The following is a 17210-nucleotide window of genomic DNA, read 5'->3' on the forward strand; positions in this document are numbered from 1 at the left end:
CGGTCTCGGTCACCCGCGGGCGAAGATGTCGGCGGGGCTGACGGTGCCGTCGGCGAGGTCGCGCGCGACTTCGGACAGCCCGCGTTCCTGGGCGTGGGCGTAGCGGCGCAACGCCGTGAAGGCCTCGTGCATGTCGATGCCGCCGTGCTCGGCGAGCACACCTTTGGCCTGCTCGATCACGGCGCGCCGCCGCAGCGTGGCTTCGAGCTCCTCGGCCAGCAGTTCCGCGCGCGAGGCGGCCCGGTTGTGCAGGATCCCGATCGTGGCCACGTCGGCCAGCGCCTGGCCGATGGCGATCGTGTTGTCGTCGGGGTCGACCGGTGCCTGTTTCAGCAGTGTCAACGCGCCGACGGTCTGCTCCCGCAGCCGCATCGGCACGGCGGAGGCCGCGCGGAAGCCGGCGTCGAGAGCGGCCGGGGCGAACTGCGGCCAGCGCCGCAGCGCGGCCTCGGTGGCGAGGTCGCCGCTGCGGACCGGCCGCCCCTCGGCGACGCAGTCGAAGCACGGTCCTTGCCGCGCCTGGACGGCGAACAGCTCGACCAGGTCCGCCCGCTCGGACGAACCGGCGGCGGGCCGCCAGCCACCGCGTTGATCGGACAGGATCACGCCCGCCGCGTCGACCTCCAGCAGCTCGACACTGCGCTCGGTCAGCGCGGACAGGAAATCGAGCACGTCGAAGCCGACGACAAGGGTGTCGGCCAGGGCAACGAAGGTGCGGGCCAGCCGCTGGTCTGGGGTCGCGCTCATGCAACACGCCTTTCTTCGCTGGTCATCATGCGGGCTTCTCTTCGTCGGTGAACCGCAGCGTGCGGGCCACGACCTGCCGGGCGACGTGGCTCAGCGTCGCCCCTTCGGCGAACGCGTGCCCGCGCAACCGCAGCAGGGCCGCGTCGGCGGTGACCCCGAGCTGAACCTTCACCATCCCCACCGCCTGGTGGATCTCGATGTGGGAGTCGGCCAGCCAGGACAGGTCGCTGACGGCGTGCCCGTCGAGGTGGCCGATCACCACCTGGGTGGCCACGTCGGCCAGCAGCAGGGCGTCGGACAGCTGGCTGCGCGACAGCGGACCCGCCTGGTCGCGGTAGAGGTCGAGCGAACCGAGCCGCACCACCCCCACCTGCAGCGGGAACGAGAACACCGCCGCGACACCGAGCCGGGCCGCGGCCGGGCCGAACGCGGGCCACCGCGCGCTCTCGGCGAGCAGGTCGGGCACCAGGATCGGACCGCCGGAAGCGTAGGCGTCCAGGCACGGGCCCTCGCCGACGGTGAACTGCAGGTCGTCGAGCCCGGCGCTCACGGGGTTGCTGGCGTGCACCAGGCCACGGTGGCGCCCGACACCGGCTCCATTGCCGTTGCCGTTGCCGAGCACCGTGGCACCGGCACCGGACACTTCGAGCGTTCCCACGCACACGGCGCAGACCCGCTCGATGCGCGGGCCGAACTGCTCCCGGCCGTCCTCGGCGAGCAGCCGGTACAGCTGCTGCCGCCGATCGTCCATCACGGCCACTCCCGTCTCGGCATTCCCGCCGACCGATTGAGCCTAGGCCCTGGTCGCGGCAGGCGTGCGTGCGCCGGTCCAGGAGACCGCGCGAACATCGGCGAATTCTTCACCAGGGCGGCGCGTCCGCTGTAGACACTCACGACGCAGGGCGCGTCGATGACTCGCACGGCGCGGGTTGAGCGGAGCCCGAAGTCCGGGGGCGAGCCGTTCGGGTACCCCGGCCGCGTGAACGCAAACTCGCCGACGTCGTCCTCCCGGTTGTCCTGGTCGCGGGTTGGGCGGACGCTGGGGTGGTCGACCGTGCGACCCGCGATGAGTCCGAGGCAGCAGTGAAGGGCAACAACGAGATTTCGGCCGCCGCGAGCGGCCGGCGCCGGATTTCGCTGTCGATCGGGCGCAGACCCGGTGACCTGATCTCGCTGGCGATCGCGGCGGCCGTGGTCACGTTGTGCTCACTTGTGGCGAGAAACCCCGCCATCAACCCGGTCGAGGTGGCGATTTACCAGCAGCTCGGGAAGATCCCGGCCGAGTCCGTCTGGGTGTGGCGGGTGCTGGCGGGGGTCGGGAGCTGGATCGGCATCGCCGCCGCTTCCGCGCTGGCGTTGTACTTCAAGCGGATCCGGCTCGGGGTGTCTCTCGCGGCGGCCGGCACCCTCGCCTGGGGGTCGGCGCGGATCCTGCACTGGTTCACCGGATTCCGGCCCGTTCCCGCCGAACTGCTGTCGGATCCGGTGATCCGCCTTCCCGGCGCCGCGGGATTCGACTTCCCGTCGGTGCCCGCGGCGATCGCGGCGGCGATGGCCACGGTCGCCGCCCCCTACCTCACCGTCAAGGTCCGCAACCTGGCCTGGGCGGTGGCGGTCCTGGCTGCCGCGGCCGATGTGTACCTCGGCGGGCACCTCCCGCTGGGGGCCTTCGCCGGGGTGTTCCTCGGCTGGGGCGCCGGGACGATCATCCACCTGGTGCTGGGCGCGCCCGGGCGCCGGACGTCGGCGGAAGCGGTGCACCACGCGCTGGACGTGGCCGGGTTGAACCCGGTCCGCGTGCTCCCGGTCGAGCAGGGCACGCGGGGACCGCTGCAGTTCACGGTGGACACCTCGACGGGCGACCGGCTCCGGGTGCAGATCGTGCGCCGGCTGCATCGCCGCGCCGGCGCGTGGTACCGGCTCAGGCGGCTGCTGGCCTCCCTCGACGCCGAAGACGATCCGCCGCTCTCGACCACCTACCACGAGGCCGAGCACGAAGCGTTCGTCACGCTGTTCGCCGATCGCGCCGGGGTGCGGACGCCGCCGGTCGTGTCGGTCTGCGAGACCGAACACGGCTCGCCGCTGCTCGTGCGCCGGGAAGTCGAGGGACGCCGGTTGGGTTCCGCCGAGATCGGCGAGCCGGTGCTGGACGGCATCTGGCGGCAGGTCGCGATCCTGTCCGAGGCCCGGATCGCCCACCACGACCTGCGGCCCGAGAACTTCCTCGTCGACACCGCCGGCGACGTGTGGCTGCTCGACTTCACCTTCGGCCGGGTGAGCGCGGCCCCGGCCCGCTGCGCGCAGGACCTCGCCGAGGCGCTGGTGTCCCTGACGGCGCTGGTCGGTGTCGAGCGGACCGTCCGCAGCGCGCGCAGGACGCTGTCGCCCGACCGGCTCGAGGCGGCCCTGCCCTACCTCCAGCCCCTCGCGTTGCCGCGGAGGATCCGGAGCCAGATCGACGGCCGCTACGTGCTGACCGATCTCCGTGAGACGCTCGCCGAAACCATCGACCGGCCCATCCCCACGTTCCGTTCCCCGGTTCGCCCGAGGACGATCGTCGGGCTGCTGTTGTTCGGCGCGGCCGTGTATGTGCTGCTGCCGCAGCTGTCGGGAATCGACGAGGTGGTCGGCTCGCTGCGGGACGCCCACTGGGGCTGGCTGCTCGCGTCCGTGGTCACCGGTCTGCTGGCGATCGTGATGTCGTCCGTGTCGTTCCTCGGTTCCAGCGTGACGCCGCTGCCCTTCTGGCGCACCACCGCGGTGCAGCTGGCGGCGGCGTTCACCGGGCGCACCACGCCCGGCGGGGTCGGGTTCTTCGGCATCAACATCGCGTTCATGGAACGCCTGGGCATCCGCCGCGCCCACGCCGTGGGCGTCACCCTGCTGAACCTCGCCGCCACGGGCGCCGTCTCGGCGCTCTGGTGCGTGATCGGTGTGTTCGCGCTCGGTGGTTCGGGAGTGGTTCACGGGGTGTCCATCCCGCACGGGTGGCCCGTCCTGGCGGGGGCGGGCGGCGCGCTGGTCATCGCGGGCATCGTGATCGGCTCCCCGCTGGGGCGCCGGCGCCTGGTCCGGCCCACGGTGGCGATGGCCCGCGACCTGCTGCCGGTGCTGCGCGACCCGATCCGCGCGCTCGAACTGTTCGGCGGCGCGGGCGCCTATCTGCTGTTCTCCGGCCTCGGGCTCGCCACCAGCCTGGCCGCGTTCGGCGTCGCAGTCCCCGTCGCCGCGGTGCTCGTGGTGTTCGTGGTCGCCCAGTCCCTCGGGCACCTCGCGCCGATTCCCGGCGGCCTGGGGGCGGTGGAGGGCTTGATGGTCGCGGGGCTGACCGCGGTGGGCGTGCCGCCGGCGACGTCGGTGGCGGCGGTGCTGACTTCGCGGCTGCTGACGTACTGGCTGCCGGTCCTACCGGGAATCGCGACGTTCCGTTATCTCCAGCATCACGGCACCATCTGACCGGGACGGCGGATTTCCGTTGAGCCGCCTTCGGATTCCCAGCGGCAGACGTCGTTTTCGGACGGTTGGCGGGCCAGGCCCGCGCCGTTGAGGAGCGCCGCCGGGCGGGTCGCGTCGTTCTGGTCCGAGGCGGCCGACATCGCGCGCTCGACGATGACCGGTGTGGTTTCCGCGGGGACGACGAGCAGGGTGAGGCGGCGCATCAGGCTGCCGGTCACGTGCACGATGTGCGGGTCCTGGGCGGGGAACCCCTCCAGTCGGATGACCATGCCGCGGTTCACCATTCGGGTTCCGGGCACCGTCCACGCCGGCGACGGGTACGCCACGCGCCACACCGGTCCGATCCGTTCGGCGAGCGCGGCCGCGAGTTCCGGCACCTCGGCGGTGAGCTCCGTCGAACGCGGCCACCAGGCGCCGTCGACGAAGCCGGTGACGGAAGGCTGCGGCTTGAGCCGCACCCTGGAGCCGTCGAGCGGGGCGTCCATGAGAATTCCGATCCCGGTCAGGCCGGGCCGGTGACCCCGCTGTCGCTCAGGATGAGCTGGGCGGAGTCGGTGCTGTCCTGGGCGGACGTGGCGGCCAGGGCGCGTTCCGCGGCGGCCGGGTCGGCTTCCGGCGGGATCACCAGCAGGGTCAGGTGGTGGATACGCGGCCCGATCACCACGACGGTGTGCTGCTGCAGACCGAAAAATCCCGCCAGCCGGACCAGATCGGGACCGTGGGCGAGCCGGGCCGGCGCGAGGTCCCACGCGGCCGGGTTGAAGCCGATGCGTTCCACCCGGCCGAGCCCGGCGGCGATCGACGAGACGAGGGCGCTGAACTCCGCGACCGGATCACGGGAACGCGGCCACCAGGCGCCGTCGAAACAGCCTTTTGTCGCTCCCGGTTCCTTCAGCCGCAGCCGTTTTCCGGTCGCGAGCGAGCCGATCACCGTTCCCGCGGCACCGCGGTCCGTTCCGAACTCCATGGTCGCGCTCCTGTCCGGCTTGCCTCGTGCGACGAGCGCTCCCGCGATTTCCCCGAGGTGCGCCGTCCTCGGCCGGCAGAGTCGAATTCCGTGATTTCCTGGGCCAATAACCTCAGCGTACGCCGATTTCGCCCGCATTCGGGGTAGCGTGGTGGTACCAGGGGGAAGAGTGTCCGGCTGCTCGCCGGTGCCACCGCTGGCGCACGAACAATCCCCGGCCCCGTCGAGGGCCGGAGGTGGGAGCGCCGGAATGGCGACCGCGATTCAGCCGGAAACCGACCAAATCCACGAGCCCCGCCTGCGGCTGAAAAACTCCGGCACCGAACGCGGCTCTGTCGACGGCGGCTGGTGGCCGCGTTCCACGGATCTGGAAGCGGAACTGCCCTCGCTGGCGGCCGCGCTCGAGCAGTCGGTGGGACCGGTCACGCGGGTGTCCTACCACCTGGACACCTGGGACCCGGCGACCCGGAAGGTGTACCTCGGCGACCGGATCGTGCCGCTCGAGGGCTTCCGATTCACGGACCCGCACACGATCACGGCGATCGGGTCGAATTCACGTCAGCTGATCCTGCTGGTCGTACCCCCGGAAACTCCGCGGGAAGCGGCCGACACCGCGCTGCGGTCGGCCGCTGGCGAGGGGTCCGCGACCACTACGACGGAAATCCTTGCGGGCGAAGGCGTTCCCGCGTAAGGCAGAGCACCAGTACTGAAATTCCAGTCCGATGTGGACATGGAAGATCTCACGCGAAAAATCGTGCGATGCGGTCCATGGCCCTGGGGATGTGAACTTCGCCGGGGAGCACTTCGTGCCGCGAACGCGGATAAACGGCGCACAAAATCGCCACACTGCGCGCGTATTCCGGCGTCGTACTACCGCCCTCGACGAAGGTCACCGGTGCCGTCACGCCGGCCCAGTACTCGGCCGGCACTTTCAGCCCGGTCGCGGACTCGAGGTCGGCGATGAGGCCGGGGACGAGCCGCGCCAGCTTGGCGACCGTCCCGTCGGCGGCGCCCTCGTCGCGCGGGGCGGGTGACCCGCTCAACGTGAGAGCGAGGCGCACCGCGTCTTGCGGATCACCTCCCTCGACGGCTTCACGACAGCCCTTGAGCATCGGTTCGAGCGGGCCGCCGAGCAGAGCCACCGGCGGCTCGTACAGCACCATCCCCGCGACGCGCTCCTCGGCGGCGCGCGCGGCCGCCAAGCTCACCAGGCCACCGAAGGAATGTCCGAACACCATCGCCGGCTTCGCGACTTCCCCCAGCACGGCAACGAGATCCTCCGCCTGCCGGTCGAACGTCGCCGGAGCCGGCCCCGGCGACGTCCGCCCGTAACCCCGGCGCTCGACGAGCACGACCGCGTACCGGTCCGCCAGCACCCGCGCCAGCGGCCGGTACAGCTCCAGCGGCGCGAGCACCCCCGGCACGATCACCAGCGGCCGCCCCCGGCCCTCCGTGGAGAAATGAACCTTCGTTCCGTCCGGGGAAATCGCGAACCCGTCACGCACCGCTGCGTCACCCTCCCTCGGCCGGTCCGTCGTCGGAACGATCTTTCCACCTCGTGCGCGGTGGGCAAACGCGGCCGAGCTTCGCCGGGGCTCAGAGCTTGTCGTGCGGGTACTCCGGCGAGCGGTGCTGGAAGGACAGGATCGCGGGGTTCTCGACCGTGCCGTCGCGGATCTCGATGGCACGGCGGACGGTCGGGTGCTCGTCCCAGCCGGCGGAGCCCGCGAGGACCGACCGCAGGTGCGGCAGCAGGGCTTCGCTGATCTCCCAGGTCGCGGAGTTCCACAGGTAGGACGGGCTGTGGTCGACGGCGTAATAGGTGATGCCGTCCCCGACCGGGAAGGTCGGCGCGGCGAACGTCGTGGGCCGGGCCCAGCTGAACCCCATGCCTTCGTCGCACGAGACGTCGACGATGAGGCTGCCCGCGGTGAACGCGGCCAGGTCGTCGTCGATGAGGAAGGTCAGCGGCGCGGCGGTGTCCTGCAGCACGCAGTTGACGACGATGTCGTGCTCGGCGAGGAACCCGGCCAGCGGGACCCGGCCGGTCGGGGTGAGCGCGTGGCTGCGGCGGAGATCGCCCGGGTTGGTCACGTCGTGGTCGATGTGCACCATCGTCGCGGAGTGGATCGGCGAGCCGACCGCGCTGAGGCCGCGAGCGGTGAGGACGTCGACGTCGTGGATCCCGTGGGCGTTGAGCGCCGTCACCGAGCCGCGGGCCGTCGCGCCGAAGCCGATCACCACGGCCCGCAGCCGCCGGCCGAAGTCGCCGGTCGACCCGATGAGCTGCAGGCCGTGCACCACCGAGCAGTACCCGGCCAGCTCGTTGTTCTTGTGGAACACGTGCAGGCCGAACGAGCCGTCGCGACGCCAGTGGTTCATCGCCTCGAAAGCGATCACCGTGAGCCGCCGGTCGATGGCCAGCTGGGTCAGCTCGGCGTCCTGCACGCAGTGGGGCCAGCCCCACAGGACCTGGCCGTCGCGCAGCTCGGCGACGTCGCCGGCCAGCGGCTTGGCCAGCAGGACGACGTCGCACTCGGCGATGAGCTGCTCACGCGAGCGCAACCCGGCGACGAGGCCTGCCAGCTGCTCGTCGGACACGCCGAAGGACTCGCCGTAGCCGTGTTCGAGGTAGATGGTCTTCCGGAGATCGGCGTCGATCCGGTCGAGGTGGTGCGGGTGGATCGGCAACCGGCGTTCGTTCTCTTTCCGGGAAAGAGCGATGACGCCGAGACTGAGCTGGTGCACCTGGAGCCCCTTTGCTAGGACCCAGTCCTAACACACTCGGCGCGCCGGCCGTGAATTCATCAGGCCCGGTCGAGGCGCGGGTACAGGACTTCGCGGACGATGAGCAGGGCCGCGGCGGCGATGGGGATGGCGACGAGCGCGCCGACGATGCCCAGGAGCGCGCCGCCGACGATGACGGCGACAACGGTGACGAGGGCGGGCACCTTCACCGCGCCGCCGATGATGCGGGGCACCAGGAGGTAGTCCTCGACGAGGCGGTAGCCGACGAAGAACCCGATCGTGGCGAGGCAGACCGGCAGGGACACCGTCAGGGCGACGAGGCTCACGAGCACGCCGCCGACGACCGAGCCGACCACCGGGATCAGGTCGAGGATGGCGACGGTGATCGCGAGCAGCGCCGCGTAGGGGACGCCGAAGATCAGCAGCCACGCCAGGGTCAGCACGCCGGCGATGACAGAGATGGCCAGGTTGCCCAGCACGTAACCGCCGACCTTGGTGGAGATCTCGTCGCCGAGGAGGATGGCGCGGGGCCGGCGCGAGTGCGGGACGAGCCGGTAGCCGCCCGCGCGGATGCGGGGCAGGTCGGCGAGGAAGTACACCGTGAGCACGATCAGGATCAGCACGTTGGTCAACGCGCTGAACACGGCCTGGCCGGCGCCGAGCAGACCGGTGCCGAAGCCGGGCCCGCTGAGCAGGCCTTCGAGCTGCGACTGCAGGTGGAAGCGGTCGTTGAGCTGCCCGAGGACGGTGTTGTGGTTCTGGGCGTCGTGCAACCAGCCGGGCGCCTTGGCGACGAGCTGCGTGCCCTGCTCGACGACCACCGGGATCGCCGCGGTGAGGAAGCCGCCGAGGGCCAGCAGCCCGACGACGAACACGGTCGTCACCGCGAGCCAGCGCGGGAACCGGCGCCGCGTCAGCCACGAGACCGCGGGTTCGAGGCCGATGGCGAGGAACAGCGCGAGCCCGATCAGCACCAGGATGTCCTGGAGCCCGACGACGATCAGCACCAGCCCGTAGACCACCGCCACGCCGGCCGCGCCCGCCAGACCGAGCAGGAAGGGCGACCGCCGGTTGAGCGGTTTTCCCTTGGCGCCCAACGGCTGTGCGGCCGTGCTGAGCTCGGCCGCGGCGGCTTCGGCGGCGGCGAACGAACCCTGCTCGGGTTCCTGCGATTCGGGCACGGCTGGGCCTCCGGAGGTGCGGGTGTTCGGATCGTGGAGGCTGTGGGTTCAACCCGCGTTGATCGAACCAGGCCGTGGCCCCGGGCGCAGTGTCACCGGGGATCGAGCACTCCGCGTTCAAGGCCCGGTGCGTAGCCCGGGTTGAGCTTGCGGGCCAGGCGGTCGGGCTTCGGCCAGCGGACGTCGGTGGCCCAGCCGGCCTTCTCGAACAGCCAGATGATCCGGGCCGAGATGTCGATCTGGCCGCGGCGGACGCCGTGGCGGGCGCCGGTCGGGTCGGCGTGGTGGGAGTTGTGCCACGACTCGCCCATGGACGCGATCGCCAGCGGCCAGAAGTTCGCCGACTTGTCGCGCGCGGCGTAGGGCCGGTCGCCGATCATGTGGCAGAGCGAGTTCACCGACCAGGTCACGTGGTGCAGCACCGCGACGCGCACGAGGCTCGCCCAGAAGAAGGCGGTCACCGCGCCCCACCAGGACATCGTGGCGAGGCCGCCGATGAGAGCGGGCGCGAGGAGCGTGACGGCGGTCAGCGCGGGGAACCAGCGGTCGATGCGCGCGATGTCGCGGTCGGCGAGCAGATCGGGGGCGAACCGCTGGGCGTTGGTCTTCTGGCGGTCGAACAGCCACCCCATGTGGGCGAACCAGAACCCCTTGGCGAGCGCGGCGGGCGAGGTGCCGTAGCGCCACGGGGAATGCGGATCGCCGTCACGGTCAGCGAAGGCGTGGTGGCGGCGGTGGTCGGCGACCCAGGTGATCACCGGGCCCTGCATGGCCATGCTCCCGGCCACGGCCAGCGCGATCCGCAGCCCGCGGTGGGCCTTGAACGCACCGTGCGTGAAGTGCCGGTGGAACCCGATCGTCACGCCGAGGCAGGTCAGGACGTAGAACCCGGCGGCCAGCGCGAGGTCCACCCAGCCGAGACCCCAGCCCCACGCGAACGGCACCGCCGCCACCAGCGCCAGCAACGGCACCACGGCGAACAGTTTGACCAAGGAGTTCTCGGTTCGGGTCTTTTCACCCGACAGCATCGGCTGCGCGGGTTTTCGCGCACCGCTACCAGGGCGCGTGAGGGTTTGTGTCATGCGATCGCTCTTTCTCGGAGACGGACGGTGGTCGCCGAGTTCTGGGGCGATTAGCACCGGGATATCCCGCGTGGGGTGAGGCAAAACCGTCGGGTGGGTCACACGTGCGTCACGGCCGGACCGGTTCCGCCCGTGGTCCACAGTGGATTTTGGGGGTGGGATGCCGGGAAGTTTCCCGGTTCCCCGAACCGGGCCGGAGGTGTCACCCGTGGTGGCGCCGGCGTTGTCGGTCACGCCGCTGGAACCGGTGCCGCCGGAGCCGCCCGGAGTGCCGGATGCGGCGGCCATCCGAACGGAGGGGTGCGGGGCCGATCTTTTTCCGTTCCGCCGAAAAGATTCGGCGCCGCCACCACCCGATCCGGGGTCCGGACCAATCCGCGTCCCGAGCGGCGCCGAACTCCGGTGGTCCACGCAAGATCCGTTGCCCGCGCGCACGTCCGGCGCGGGTTCGCCCGGCGCGGCCGATCGCGGTGCCGGGTCGGAAGGAGATCGCCTGTGTTCGGCAAGCGTTATACCGCCTCCATGATCAGCCGGAGCGCGGAGAATCCCCAGGATCGGCGGAAGTTCCTCCAGGCCGCGGGCATGACCGGGCTCGGCGTCGTCGGCGTCGGCGCGCTCGGCGGAATCGGGCTCGCCGGGCCGGCGGCAGCGGCGACGCGGCGGTCCGCGCCGGTGGCCGAGGCCGGCGCCGAGGTGAGTGACGGCGCGGTGCTCAACTTCGCGCTGAACCTCGAATACCTCGAGGCCGAGTTCTACCTGCACGCCGTGACCGGCAAAGGCCTGGCCGACTCGATGACCACCGGCACGGGCACCCGCGGAGGGGTCAGCGGCGGCCGCGCGGTGCGGTTCGAGACGAAAGCCACCAAGCAGTACGCGCAGGAGATCGCGGGTGACGAGAAGGCCCACGTCGCGTTCCTGCGCTCCGCGCTCGGTGCCGCGGCGGTGAGCCGGCCCGCGATCGACCTGCAGTCCAGCTTCACCGCCGCCGCGCAGGCGGCCGGGATCGTGAAGCCCGGGCACACGTTCGACGCGTTCGCGTGCGAGGAGAACTTCCTGCTCGCCGCGTACCTGTTCGAAGACGTCGGCGTCACCGCCTACAAAGGCGCGGCCCCGCTGATCAGCAACAAGACCTACCTCGAAGCGGCCGCGGGCATCCTCGCGGTCGAGGCCTACCACGCCGGCACGATCCGCAGCGCGCTCTACCAGCGCGGCGGAGGCCTGCTCGGCACCGGTCTGTTCAGCACGGACCTGAAAACGGCGTCGGTCAGACTGTCCGCCGCCCGCGACAGCCTCGACGGCCCCGCCGACGACGACCAGGGCGTGATCGACACCCACGGCAATGCCAACATCGTGCCCACCGACTCCAACGGGATCGCCTACAGCCGCAGCCCCGGCCAGGTCCTCAACATCGTGTACCTGACCGACAAGGCCGCGACCTCCGGCGGGTTCTTCCCCCAGGGCGTCAACGGCGACGTCACCACCAGCGCCGCCGGCTGACCCGGCACACTACGGAAACGAAGGGGGGTGGCGGGCCGCGTGGCCCGCCACTCCCCTTCGTCACGTTCGGTCAGCCGGGGAGTGCGACGACGACCGTGATCCGCACGGACCCGCGGCGCAGTACCAGCCATCCGTCGGCCGCGCGCTCGATGTCGTAGCCCTCGGCGAGGTAGGAGTCCAGCGCGCGAGCCAGTTCGCCGCCGCCGGCGACGTGGTGGACCGGCTCGTGCGCAGTCACGTGCTCTCCTCCCCACGGGAATTCAGCATCCGAAGTGGACAGTGGCTCACCCGAGGTCGAGCCGGAGCACGCCCGGAGTCGTGGGCCGGGGTGATCCCGTCGCGGGTTCGGTGGTGACGGCGATGTGGTCGACGTCGGCGGGCAGGGCGGTGACCAGCGGGCCGGCGTCGGGGCGGAGCAGTCCGGCCGACTGAGGGCCGCGGGGGCCGATCAGCCAGACCTGGTACGCGTGGGCGGGGTCGAGCGGCGCGACGCCGGCGAGCGAGACCGCGACGCGGGCGGCGCTGCGGGAGGCCTCGGCGGTACCGGTGCCGCCGGTGGCCACGCGGGCGGTGACGGTGACCGCGTCGGGCGCGGCGAGGATCTGGCCGTCCGCGGTGGCGACCGTCGAGCCGTGGGGGTCGCCGCCCAGCGTGATGCCCCCGACGACGCCGGCGGCCACGGCCGCGACGGCGGCCACCGCGATCGCCGCCCGGGTGCGCCACCGGCGGGGGATACGGACCGCGGGGTGCGGTTCGCGGACGATCGGCGGGGCCTGGCGCGTCGTCGTGATCCGGGCGAGCACCGACGAGCGCAGCCAAGCCGGCGGGTCGGCGGCCGCGGCGACGCCGAGCAGCGCGGCCACGGCGCGCAGCTCGCGCACCTCGTGGGCGCACACTTCGCAGTCGCGCAGGTGCCGTTCGAACTGTGCCCGCTCGAAATCGCCGATGGCGTCGAGCACGTAGGCGCCGGTGAGGGCGTGGGTGTCGGCCGTGGTCATGCTCGTGCTCCCAGGACGTGGCGCAGGCGGATGAGGCCGTCCCGCATGCGCGACTTGACGGTGCTCACGGGAATGTCGAGGAGGGCGCCGACCTCGCGATAGGTGTATCCGTCGTAGTACGCGAGCTCGATCGAGCGGCGCTGCAGGTCGGTGAGCGAGGCGAGCGCCGCGCGCACGTCCTCGCGTTCCAGGCGCAGCATCGTCTGCTCGGCGACCTCGTCGAAGTCCCGGTGCGGGTCCAGGCGGCCGGCGCGGGCCTCCCGGTCGGAGCCGGACTGCTCGGACCGCACGCGGTCGATCGCCCGCCGGTGCGCGATCGTCAGCGCCCACGACCGCACGTTCCCGCGATCCGGGCTGAACGTCGCGGCCTTGCGCCAGATCTCGAGCATCGTCTCCTGCGCGACCTCCTCCGACTGGGCGCGATCGCGCAGCACCCGGCCGACCATGCCCAGCACGGGGCCGGCGAGCTCGTCGTACAGCGCGGCGAAGGCCACCTCGTCCCCGAGCGCTGCCCGGGCGAGCAGCTCCTCGGGTGTCGCCTGGACGTCCACTGTAGACAGTTGCGGCGGCGCCATCCGCAAAACTCCGGCGTGACCGGCCATGTGAAGTCCCTCCCGGCCGAACCGCCGAGTCCGCCACCGGCACTCAGCCGGCAGGTCACCAGGCATTCGCCACCGGTTCCGTGCCGTTTTGGTGCCGATCGGAAACTCACCCGAGCAGGTGCCCATCCGGACGCCGGGCGGGGCCGAATGACCGGTATGGCCACTACCGAAGCCCCTGCCGCGCCGAGCACCGCGCCGGCCCGGCTGCGCATCCCGTCCGCGGCGCTCTGCGGGGTGCTGGCGCTGCTCGCCGCGCTGGGGGCCGGGCACCTCGTGGCCGGGTTCATCAGCATCAACGCCTCGCCCTACCTCGCCGTCGGCAACGGCGCGATCGACCTGACGCCGATCGGGCTGAAGGACTTCGCGGTGCGGACGTTCGGCACCTACGACAAGGTCGTGCTGCTCGGCGGCATGGCCGCGGTGATGGTCGCCGCGGCCGCGGTCGCCGGGGTGCTGTCGCTGCGCTCGCCCCGGCCGGGAGTGGTCATCGTCGCCCTGTTCGGGCTGCTCGGCGGGTTCGCGGTGTACCAGCGCCCAGACCTGACCGCCGTGGCGCTGCTGGCGCCGGCGGCGAGCCTGGTGGTGGGCGTGGCCGTTTTCCTGCTGCTGCACCGGATCGCTCCCCGCAAGAACCCGCGGGCCGAGCGGCCCGGGGGTGCGTCGCGGCGGTCGTTTCTCCTCGGCGGGGCGGGTGCTCTCGTCGGGGCCGGGGTACTCGGCGGGGCCGGCCGGCTGGTCAGCGGCACCCGGGACGCGACGGCGTCCCGGGCGGCGATCGGTGCCCTCGTGCCCGCGAAATCCGCGCCCGCGATCCCGGCCGACGCCGACTTCGCCAAGCTGGGAACACCGACGTTCCTGACGCCCAACCCCAAGTTCTACCGAGTGGACACGGCGTTGTCGGTGCCGCAGCTGCGCGCGGAGGACTGGAGCCTGCGGATCCACGGGATGGTCGAGCGGGAAATGCGCTACCGCTACGCCGACATCCGCAACCGCCCGCTGGTCGAACGCACGATCACCATGACCTGTGTGTCCAATGAGGTCGGTGGCGACTACGTGTCGACGTCCGAATTCATCGGCGTCGACCTGGCCGATCTGCTGGCCGAGGCCGGCGTGCGGCCGGGAGCGGAGCAGCTGTTCTGCACGAGTGTCGACGGCTGGACCTCCGGCACGCCCGTGGCGGCGGCGCTGGATCGCGGCCGCGGCGCGATGCTGGCGATCGGGATGAACCGGGAACCTCTTCCGCTGGAACACGGGTTCCCCGCCCGGCTGGTCACACCGGGGCTCTACGGCTACGTGTCGGCGACCAAGTGGGTCGTGGACATCGAGGTGACCACCTGGCGGGCCCGGCAGGCGTACTGGCTCAAACGCGGCTGGGGCGAGCAGGCACCGATCAAGACCGAGTCACGCATCGACACCCCGAAGGGCTTCGACACCGTGCCGGCGGGTGCGGTGCGGCTGGCCGGCATCGCGTGGTCGCAGCACAACGGCATCGCCGACGTCGAGATCAAAGTGGACACCGGCCCGTGGCAGCGGACCACGCTCTCGGCCGAGGTCAACGTGAACACCTGGCGCATGTGGTGGACCCAGATCGCCGTGAAACCGGGGACGCACCAGGTGTTCGTCCGCGCGACCGACAAGACCGGTTACACCCAGACCGACGCGCGCGCCGGCACCGTGCCCGACGGCGCCACCGGCTGGCACTCCACCACGTTCATCGCGACGTGAGCGGCTCACTCGAAAGAGTTTCCCGCACCACCAATCCTTTTCTGGACCGGCGTCGAATCCCTCACGAGAAACACCCCGGCGAACCACTGGGCCGGTCCTGGTTCATCTGTCCACTGTGAATGGAGCTTTACCGTGAAATCCCTTCGTATCGCCGGAATCGGCGTCACCGCTGTCGCCGCCTTCGCACTCGCCGCCTGCGGCACCGACAGCGGCTCGTCGAGCAGCAGCGCCCCGGCCCCGGCCTCGTCGGCCCCGATGTCCAGCGCCGACTCCGGTGTCTCGAACGGCATGACGACCAACGCCGACGTCTTCGGCCCGGCCTGTTCGCAGCTGCCGCAGGGCAACTCCCCCGGCTCGCTCGACTCCATGGGCCCGCAGCCCGTGGCCAGCGCCGCGTCGACGAACCCGCTGCTGACCAAGCTGGTCGCCGCGGTCAAGGCCACCAACCTGGTCGACACGCTCAACAGCCAGCAGGCCATCACCGTCTTCGCCCCCGCCGACCCGGCGTTCAACGCCCTCGGCGACGCGAAGTTCAACGAGCTGGCCCAGAACCCCGACCAGCTCGCCCCGATCCTGCAGTACCACGTCGTCGGCAAGCGCTACGACGCCAAGGGCCTCGCCGCTGCCGGCACCGTCACCTCGCTCAACACCGCGGGCGGCCCGCTCAAGATCGAAGGCACTGGCGACACCATGACCGTCAACGGCGCCAAGATCCTCTGCGGCAACATCCCGACGAAGAACGCGACCGTCTTCGTCATCGACAAGGTCCTCACCCCGGGCACCAACAAGAACTGACCCCCGACGCGGACCAACAAGCCCGGCGTGCTTGCCCCAGAGGCCACGCCGGGCTCGTTGCAGTCCGGAGGGCAGCAGCTACAGCGAATCCACGACCTCCGCCGAGTTCCGCAGCGCGTCGCGCAGCCGGCGAGCCACCCGCGCGGGTGCCGGGCGCACCGGGTGCGGCCACGCGGCGACGACCACCGGCTCCTCACCACCCTCGGGCTCCAGTGCGAGCCGCCAGCCTTCTTCACCGTTCCACAGCAGCATCAGCAACCGCTCGGGCCAGGCCGCGCTGGAGTCGGCGAGCGCGATGTACGCGCTGGGCCGGGGCCCGCTCTCGCACAACGCCGCGCCGGCCTCGACGCCGACCTGCTCGGCCACGGCGTTCACGTAGTGCCGCAACACCAGGGCTTCTCGATACTCGGGCTCCACCGGCCTGCCTCTCACCATCGTCTCGGGGGCGGGGTTTCCTGTCGCCGGTGCGGCGAAACCCGGCCGTGAGTGCCGCGGCGGGCTAGGCCCCGTCGGGGTGCAGGCGCCAGGTCATGGTCACGGTGGTGCCGGCGCCGGTGCGGACGATCGTGGCGTCGTCGGACAGGATCCGGATGAGGGCCAGCCCGCGGCCGCGCGTCGGGTCGGGGGCGGCCGGCGGACGTTCCCAGCGGCCGAAATCGGTGACGGTGACGCGGATCAGGCCGGGCTGGTGCTGGGCGCACAGCTCGACGTCGCCGGCGGCGCCGGCCGGGTAGGCGTGCTCGGCGGTGTTGATCAGGGCCTCGTAGGCGGCCAGCGCGATGTCGCCCACGAGGTCGACCGGCGGCTCCTGCGCCGCGATCCAGCGGGTGAGCTTGTGGCGCACCTTGGTCACGTCGCCGGTCCGTGCCGGTGACGTCACCCGCAGCTCGGGAGTGACGGTCGCGCCGAGATCGCCGGCCGGAGCCATGTGCGCCACCTCGCGCTTTCCTGATCGGGTTGGCCTGGACGTCATGGGCTCGGGGTACCCGCCCGCGGCACTCCCAAGCACCGGATGCTCACCCGGCCGCCAGAGCCTCCTCCACCGAGGCGTACGTCGCGAGCTGCTGGTCGAGGCCCACCAGCTTCAGAGTGCGGCCGAGGTAGTGCTCGACCGCCAGGCGCAGGCTGGTCTGCTCCGCGGCCTTCAGGTGCGCGTCGACCAGGGCCGCGATCGCACCCGAGCCGAAGAACTCTACGGCGGTGAGGTCGATGACCAGCACCTCGGGGCCGGCTTCGACCGCTTCGCGGATCGAGGTCCGCAGCCGCGGGGTCGTCACCGCGTCGAACTCGCCCTGTGCGGTCAGCACCACGGCGGAACCGGCGCGGCGCAGGCTGATGGTCGTCTCCCCCGCGAACGAGCGGGGGTCTTGTCCTGGGTTCGGATCTGATGCCGGCATTCCCCGATACTCGTC

Annotated in this window: 19 protein-coding genes; 5 read left to right on the plus strand and 14 right to left on the minus strand. The window is 71.6% G+C overall.

The window, feature by feature from the left end:
• Nucleotides 1-9: 9 nt before the first annotated feature.
• Complete coding sequence (locus AB0878_RS26325; RefSeq protein WP_366582901.1) at nucleotides 10-747, minus strand: GAF and ANTAR domain-containing protein; 738 nt, start codon at nucleotides 745-747, stop codon at nucleotides 10-12.
• A 25-nt stretch (nucleotides 748-772) separates the two neighbouring features.
• Nucleotides 773-1498, minus strand: a complete 726-nt coding sequence (locus AB0878_RS26330) for a GAF and ANTAR domain-containing protein (protein ID WP_366582902.1) — start codon at nucleotides 1496-1498, stop codon at nucleotides 773-775.
• Between the two features lie 293 nt (nucleotides 1499-1791).
• On the opposite strand from AB0878_RS26330, the gene AB0878_RS26335 reads away from it, so the two are divergent.
• Nucleotides 1792-4203 carry a lysylphosphatidylglycerol synthase transmembrane domain-containing protein gene (locus AB0878_RS26335; RefSeq protein ID WP_366582903.1) on the plus strand — a complete coding sequence of 804 codons (2412 nt, stop codon included), beginning with the start codon at nucleotides 1792-1794 and terminating at the stop codon, nucleotides 4201-4203.
• On the opposite strand, the gene AB0878_RS26340 is transcribed toward AB0878_RS26335, so the two are convergent.
• The gene (locus AB0878_RS26340; RefSeq protein WP_366582904.1) at nucleotides 4188-4688 is read right to left on the minus strand and encodes a DUF5994 family protein; all 501 of its coding nucleotides are present in this window, start codon (nucleotides 4686-4688) and stop codon (nucleotides 4188-4190) included. The two genes, AB0878_RS26335 and AB0878_RS26340, sit on opposite strands and share 16 nt — an antisense overlap.
• 17 nt (nucleotides 4689-4705) lie before the next feature.
• Entirely contained in the window at nucleotides 4706-5170 is a 465-nt protein-coding gene (locus AB0878_RS26345; RefSeq protein WP_366582905.1) for a DUF5994 family protein, read from the minus strand.
• A 250-nt stretch (nucleotides 5171-5420) separates the two neighbouring features.
• On the opposite strand from AB0878_RS26345, the gene AB0878_RS26350 reads away from it, so the two are divergent.
• Nucleotides 5421-5861: a DUF5994 family protein gene (locus AB0878_RS26350; RefSeq protein ID WP_366582906.1), complete on the plus strand. Its 441-nt coding sequence runs from the start codon at nucleotides 5421-5423 to the stop codon at nucleotides 5859-5861.
• A 49-nt stretch (nucleotides 5862-5910) separates the two neighbouring features.
• Here the strand turns inward: AB0878_RS26350 and AB0878_RS26355 are convergent, their stop codons facing one another.
• The 4 genes from AB0878_RS26355 to AB0878_RS26370 form a co-directional block, all read right to left on the minus strand.
• Nucleotides 5911-6675 (minus strand): alpha/beta hydrolase, encoded by a 765-nt coding sequence (locus AB0878_RS26355; protein WP_366582907.1) that lies wholly within the window; start codon nucleotides 6673-6675, stop codon nucleotides 5911-5913.
• A gap of 91 nt (nucleotides 6676-6766) precedes the next feature.
• Entirely contained in the window at nucleotides 6767-7918 is a 1152-nt protein-coding gene (locus AB0878_RS26360) for a N(5)-(carboxyethyl)ornithine synthase (RefSeq protein WP_366582908.1), read from the minus strand.
• A gap of 59 nt (nucleotides 7919-7977) precedes the next feature.
• Entirely contained in the window at nucleotides 7978-9099 is a 1122-nt protein-coding gene (locus AB0878_RS26365; RefSeq protein WP_366582909.1) for an AI-2E family transporter, read from the minus strand.
• Nucleotides 9100-9191: 92 nt separating this feature from the next.
• A complete protein-coding gene (locus AB0878_RS26370) occupies nucleotides 9192-10181 on the minus strand; it encodes an acyl-CoA desaturase (RefSeq protein ID WP_366582910.1) in 990 nt (329 codons plus the stop codon).
• A gap of 495 nt (nucleotides 10182-10676) precedes the next feature.
• On the opposite strand from AB0878_RS26370, the gene AB0878_RS26375 reads away from it, so the two are divergent.
• Nucleotides 10677-11678, plus strand: coding sequence for a ferritin-like domain-containing protein (locus tag AB0878_RS26375; RefSeq protein WP_366582911.1), 1002 nt, complete (start codon nucleotides 10677-10679; stop codon nucleotides 11676-11678).
• 70 nt (nucleotides 11679-11748) lie between these two features.
• Here AB0878_RS26375 and AB0878_RS26380 read toward each other — a convergent pair whose 3' ends face one another.
• From AB0878_RS26380 to sigK, 3 genes are read right to left on the minus strand one after another with little or no spacing between them, the layout of a single operon-like run.
• A complete protein-coding gene (locus AB0878_RS26380; RefSeq protein ID WP_366582912.1) occupies nucleotides 11749-11916 on the minus strand; it encodes a hypothetical protein in 168 nt (55 codons plus the stop codon).
• A gap of 46 nt (nucleotides 11917-11962) precedes the next feature.
• The gene (locus AB0878_RS26385; RefSeq protein ID WP_366582913.1) at nucleotides 11963-12676 is read right to left on the minus strand and encodes an anti-sigma factor; all 714 of its coding nucleotides are present in this window, start codon (nucleotides 12674-12676) and stop codon (nucleotides 11963-11965) included.
• Complete coding sequence (gene sigK, locus AB0878_RS26390; RefSeq protein WP_366582993.1) at nucleotides 12673-13251, minus strand: ECF RNA polymerase sigma factor SigK; 579 nt, start codon at nucleotides 13249-13251, stop codon at nucleotides 12673-12675. Before sigK ends, AB0878_RS26385 begins: the two co-directional genes overlap by 4 nt.
• A 183-nt stretch (nucleotides 13252-13434) precedes the next feature.
• Between sigK and AB0878_RS26395 the strand changes: the two genes are divergently transcribed.
• Nucleotides 13435-15003, plus strand: coding sequence for a molybdopterin-dependent oxidoreductase (locus AB0878_RS26395; protein WP_366582914.1), 1569 nt, complete (start codon nucleotides 13435-13437; stop codon nucleotides 15001-15003).
• Between the two features lie 132 nt (nucleotides 15004-15135).
• Nucleotides 15136-15798 (plus strand): fasciclin domain-containing protein, encoded by a 663-nt coding sequence (locus AB0878_RS26400; RefSeq protein ID WP_366582915.1) that lies wholly within the window; start codon nucleotides 15136-15138, stop codon nucleotides 15796-15798.
• A gap of 78 nt (nucleotides 15799-15876) precedes the next feature.
• Here the strand turns inward: AB0878_RS26400 and AB0878_RS26405 are convergent, their stop codons facing one another.
• The 3 genes from AB0878_RS26405 to AB0878_RS26415 all read right to left on the minus strand — a co-directional run bounded on the left by AB0878_RS26405 (nucleotide 15877) and on the right by AB0878_RS26415 (nucleotide 17195).
• Nucleotides 15877-16188 (minus strand): DUF6292 family protein, encoded by a 312-nt coding sequence (locus tag AB0878_RS26405; RefSeq protein ID WP_366582916.1) that lies wholly within the window; start codon nucleotides 16186-16188, stop codon nucleotides 15877-15879.
• Nucleotides 16189-16297: 109 nt separating this feature from the next.
• Nucleotides 16298-16726, minus strand: a complete 429-nt coding sequence (locus AB0878_RS26410; protein ID WP_366582917.1) for an ATP-binding protein — start codon at nucleotides 16724-16726, stop codon at nucleotides 16298-16300.
• Nucleotides 16727-16814: 88 nt separating this feature from the next.
• On the minus strand, nucleotides 16815-17195 hold the full coding sequence (locus AB0878_RS26415; RefSeq protein WP_366582918.1) for an STAS domain-containing protein: 381 nt from the start codon (nucleotides 17193-17195) through the stop codon (nucleotides 16815-16817).
• Between the last annotated feature and the right edge of the window lie 15 nt (nucleotides 17196-17210).

The sequence above is a fragment of the Amycolatopsis sp. NPDC047767 genome (assembly GCF_040704195.1).
Lineage (GTDB): Bacteria > Actinomycetota > Actinomycetes > Mycobacteriales > Pseudonocardiaceae > Amycolatopsis.